The sequence below is a fragment of the Arthrobacter sp. S39 genome (assembly GCF_004320525.1).
Lineage (GTDB): Bacteria > Actinomycetota > Actinomycetes > Actinomycetales > Micrococcaceae > Arthrobacter.
The window spans coordinates 1-5,129 of record NZ_SIHX01000030.1 but is presented as its reverse complement, the minus strand read 5'-3'; the positions used below and the strand labels follow the sequence as shown (position 1 = coordinate 5,129).

Here is a 5,129-nt window from a genome sequence, read left to right as displayed (position 1 = left end):
GGGTGTGTGACGGGTAGAAGGGTTACGGCGGTCATAGCGTGGGGGAAACGCCCGGTCCCATTCCGAACCCGGAAGCTAAGACCCACAGCGCCGATGGTACTGCACCCGGGAGGGTGTGGGAGAGTAGGTCACCGCCGGAACATCATTAGGTCGAGAGCCCCCCAACACCACGCGTGTTGGGGGGCTCTCCCATTTAAACCCCAAACACCAGAACCCACCCAGGACCCCCTTCCACTTCCCGCAGGTTATGGGCCGATCCTCTCTCACCACCCGTCGTCTTTCGACGGATCCTCTCTCACCACCCGCAACAAGCCCGCCCCGCCGGCACCCCGGCACCCGGGCCCGCCACCCGCCGTCGCACACCCCCAGCAGTGAGAGCGTCCTGGGTGTGCCACCACGAGACGCCGGGGCGTCCCCAGGGCTGGCCCTAGACTTACGGTTTATGAGCTCTTCCTTCCCTGGCCCAACCGCCAAGCGCGCCACGATCCTGGACGTTGCCGCGGCCGCGGGTGTTTCGCGCCAGACCGTGACGCGTGCGATGAACGACATGCCAGGTATCAAACAGGAGACGCGTGAACGCGTCCAGGAACTCGCGCGCGAACTTGGCTACACACCCAGCCGGTACGCCAAGGGGCTCGTCCAGGGGGCCCGCACCTCCGTGGGGCTGGCCATACCCGACCTCACCAACCCCTACTTCCCCGCATTCGCCTCCAGCGTGGTTGAGATGGCGACGCTGCGTGGCTGGAACGTGGTGGTGGATGATTTTGGTCACGGAAGCGGCAGCAGCTTGGACGCTGTGGAACGGCTGTCCCCACAGGTGGATGCGGTCATCGGCTATCTGGGTCCGCACGCGGCCGAGGCTCAGGCATTGCTCGGCCGGCGGCCTGTGGTGGTGCTGGATGAGCCCTCCGCGCTGACCGCCGGTGGCATCTCCTTCGACTACCCCTTCGCCGCAAGGCTTGCGCTGGAGCGCCTGGCCGAGATTGGTCGCCGGCGTCTTGCCTACCTTGATGCAGGGCCAGCGTGGCAGCTTTCGGCCAGGGGCGCCGCTGTTGGTCGTGCCGCAGATGATCTCGGTATTGATCTGACAGTGGCCCATGCCGAGGACTCCGCAGAGGGGGCCCGGGATGCCGTCGGAGCCATGCTTGCTGCGTATCCGGGGGTGGACGGGCTGCTCGTTTTCAACGACCTCATGGCTGCGGGCGCGCTCAAGGCGCTGGCCGCCGGGGGCCGCTCGGTCCCGGGCGACTGCGCCGTGATCGGCATGGACGGCATACCACTGGGCATGCTGCTGACCCCTGAGCTGACCACGCTCTCGCTGGACCTGCGCGACGTGGGGCGGGCCGCCGTCGACCTCCTCGACGGGCTGCTGACGGGCGCCCTCCCGCCGCGCAGCGCAGGCACGCACCTGACGCTCCGCCATGAGCTCGTGATCCGCGCATCGGCGTAGGAAGGCCCTACCCAAAATGCCCGCCGCCGGATAGTCTTAATCAAGCTCGTGAACGTTCACGAAACAAACGAAGCGTCGCCAGGTGCGGCCCTCAAGCACCCTGCAGCAAGGAAAATCCATGTCACTTCAGTCTCCCTTCGCGCCGGCCGTGACCCCGGCGACGTCCGCCGGCCAGCCCACGGGCCGTGCCCTGGACATTGGCATCGACGACGTCGAGGCCCTGGCGTCCCTGGACCCTGCCCGGGGCACGTTGCCGCCCCGCGCCTACCTCCACAGCGACACCCCCAGAAAGTCACTCAACGGTGAGTGGCAGTTCCGCCTCAGCCCAGGGATCCGGCAGGCGCCGCGGGATGGCTGGCAATCCGGACGGGACCTCAACGGCTTCACTAGCCTGCCGGTGCCCTCCAGCTGGCCGATGCACGGGCACGGAGCGCCGGCCTACACCAATGTCCAGTTCCCGTTCGCTGTTGAGCCGCCGCACGTGCCGGATGCCAACCCGGTCGGCGATCACGTGGTGGAATTCTCCGCGGGCCCCGAGTTCTTCCCGCGCGCTCTCCTCCGGTTCGACGGCGTCGAGTCCGCCGCCACTGTATGGCTCAACGGCACGGAACTGGGCACCACGCGCGGCAGCCGGCTGGCGCACGAGTTCGACGTCACGGGAGCCCTCACAGAAGGCGCCAATGTCCTCGCTGTCCGGGTGGCCCAGTTTTCCGCCGCAAGCTACGTGGAGGACCAGGACATGTGGTGGCTACCGGGTATTTTCCGTGACGTGACCCTGCAGGCCCGGCCTGGACAGGGAATTGACGACGTGTTTGTGCACGCCGATTATGACCACGAGACGGGCGAAGGCGTCCTGCGCGTGGAGGCGAGCCGGGCGGGTGAGGCGATTGACGCCGTCGTACGCGTCCCGGAACTCAACCTGGAACTCACCGCCGGCACCGAACACCGGATTCCGGCAGTCTCGCCGTGGTCCGCGGAGCTGCCCCGGCTCTACGAGGCCACCGTCAGCGCACCCGACGAGACAGTCACGGTGCAGGTCGGGTTCCGGAGCATCACCATCGAGGACGCCCAGTTCAAGGTCAACGGCCGTCGGATCCTGCTGCGCGGCGTCAACCGCCACGAGCACCACCCCAAACTGGGCCGCGTGGTGCCGCGCGATGTGGTGGAAGCTGAGCTGCGGCTGATGAAACAGCACAACATCAACGCGATCCGCACCTCCCATTACCCGCCGCACCCTGACTTCCTGGCGCTTGCGGACCAGCTGGGCTTCTACGTTGTGCTCGAGTGCGACCTGGAGAGCCATGGCTTCGTCAACTCCGGTTGGAACAAGAACCCCAGCGACGACGCGGCGTGGGAGCCGGCGCTGGTGGATCGGATGCGGCGGACCGTGGAGCGGGACAAGAACCACGCTGCGGTGATCATGTGGTCGCTGGGCAACGAGGCCGGCACGGGCAGGAACCTGGCGGCGATGTCGAAGTGGGCCAAGGACAGGGATCCGTCCCGGCCCATCCATTACGAGGGCGACTGGAGCTCGGCCTACGTCGACGTCTATTCGAGGATGTATGCCAGCCAGGCGGAAACGGAACTGATTGGCCAGGGCGTCGAGGAGCCGCTGGACGATCCTGCGCTGGACGCCCGCCGTCGTGCCATGCCTTTTGTGCTGTGCGAGTACGTGCATGCCATGGGCAACGGCCCCGGCGGCATGACCGAATACCAGGAGCTCTTTGACCGTTACCCGCGGCTGATGGGCGGGTTCGTGTGGGAATGGCTGGAGCACGGCATCACCGTCACCGACGAGGGCGGACGTGAGCACTTCGCGTACGGCGGCGACTTCGGTGAGGAAGTCCACGACGGCAATTTCGTCACCGACGGCCTCGTGGACGCCCACCGCAACCCGCGCCCGGGCCTGCTGGACTTCAAGAAGGTCATTGAACCCCTGCGCGTCACCGTGGCCGGGGACTGGTCCGGCTTCACCGTCCGGAACGGCTTTGACTTCGCGGACACGTCAGCGCTCAGCTTCCGGTATGTGCTGGAGGCCGACGGCGGCGTGCGCGACGGCGGGGCCGGCGACGGCGGCGCGGTGCTTGCGGACGGCGGGGTGGACGTTGCGTCGCTGGCGCCGGGTGCGGAAACATTCGTTGAACTTCCTGCCGGCCTTGCATCGCTGGCCGGCGGACGCGCAGCAGTCCTCAGCGTCAGTGCAGTCCTGGCCTCGGGAACAGACTGGGCCGGGGCCGGCCACGAAGTCGCATGGGGCCAGTCGGTCCAGGCCATTACGGTGCCCGCGGCCCCTCGCGGGCTTGAACCGGTGGGCGTATCAGAAGGCGTGCTTCGGCTGGGGCCGGTGGTGTTTGACCGGGTGTCGGGGCTGCCGCTCTCCATCGGGAGTGTTCCCGTGGACGACTTCCGTCTGGCGCTCTGGTGGGCGCCGACAGACAATGACCTGGGCAGCGAATGGACGGGTCCGGACCGACGGCCGCTCGCCACCCAATGGAGCCAGGCCGGACTTAACCGGATGCACCCGCGTTTGCTTGGCATCGCCGCAGAGCCGACCGCGGATGGCGGGGAGGCCCTGACTGTCCGCACCCGGGTGGCTGCGGCGGACAAACAGTTTGGCGTGCTGGTGGACTACACGTGGAGCAGCGACGGGGAGTCCGTTGGCCTGCGGACCCAGGTCCGTCCGGACGGGGACTGGACCAATGCGGGCTTCCACGTTGAGTGGGCGCGGATCGGGCTGGAACTGGTGCTGGGATCTGAGGCCAGCACCGTCAGCTGGTTCGGCCAAGGACCCCACCAGAGCTACCCCGACACCGGCCAGGGCGCCAAGTCCGGCTGGTTCTCGCTGCCTTTGGAGGGCATGGACGTTGACTACGTCCGGCCCCAGGAATCCGGCGCTCGGTCAGGAGTGCACGCGGCGTCAGTAGTGCTCGACGCCGGCACGCTGGAGATTGCCGGCACCCCCTTCGCGCTGACGGTCCGCCCGTACAGCCTCGGCGCCTTGGATGCGGCGACCCACCGGACGGACCTGGTTCCCGACGGCAGGACCTATGTGTACGTTGACCATGCACTGCGGGGAGTGGGGACGGCAGCCTGCGGTCCCGGTGTCCTCGAGGCTTATCGGCTCGCGGCCCGGGAAGCAGACTTTACAGTGGTGTTGCGTGCCCGCAGCTGAGGAATTTTCCGCTCCCGGCATGGGCGCAAGCGGTGTGACCCACTCCATAGTGGGCGGTTCCGGCCGATGACCCGGACTGGGAGCGTGGATGGCCCCCGGAATCCATGTGTATTCAGGGTTTTCGGGGGTTGGCGGCGCCTTCGGGGCTGGATTTGCGGTGGGGGTTCGGGGCGTGTATTGTTTTCTGAGTCGCCGCCGCTGATGCGGAAAAATTGCGACAAACCCCCTTCTTCAACGGCCTGGAAATGGCACGCTTTGCAGCGTGCCGGGTTCGGGTGGGGCCGGTTCGCCGGGGCAGGAAATCGCGGAAACGCCGATTTGCAAAGCTCCCCGAGTCCGGGTAAGTTTGAGAGGTTGCTCCGGAGCGATCCACGGCTGTTTGGTTGTGGTGGTGCCGGGTGTGTCTGTTGTTTGAGAACTCAATAGTGTGCCAAGTTTGTTGATACCAATTTATTGTATTGAATTGGTTGAATTGACTGGATTATGCCACCCCGTGGTGTGGTCTGG

The 5,129-nt window shown here is 66.7% G+C and carries 2 protein-coding genes and 1 rRNA gene; all 3 read left to right on the top strand.

All coding sequences use genetic code 11. From position 1 onward, the window contains the following. Positions 1-23 precede the first annotated feature (23 nt). Positions 24-140, top strand: a 5S ribosomal RNA gene (gene rrf, locus EYS21_RS23190). Between the two features lie 302 nt (positions 141-442). Then, positions 443-1,450, top strand: a complete 1,008-nt coding sequence (locus tag EYS21_RS23185; protein ID WP_131135592.1) for a LacI family DNA-binding transcriptional regulator — start codon at positions 443-445, stop codon at positions 1,448-1,450. A gap of 118 nt (positions 1,451-1,568) precedes the next feature. Continuing rightward, on the top strand, positions 1,569-4,622 hold the full coding sequence (locus EYS21_RS23180) for a glycoside hydrolase family 2 TIM barrel-domain containing protein (RefSeq protein WP_131135591.1): 3,054 nt from the start codon (positions 1,569-1,571) through the stop codon (positions 4,620-4,622). The last annotated feature ends 507 nt before the right edge of the window (positions 4,623-5,129 follow it).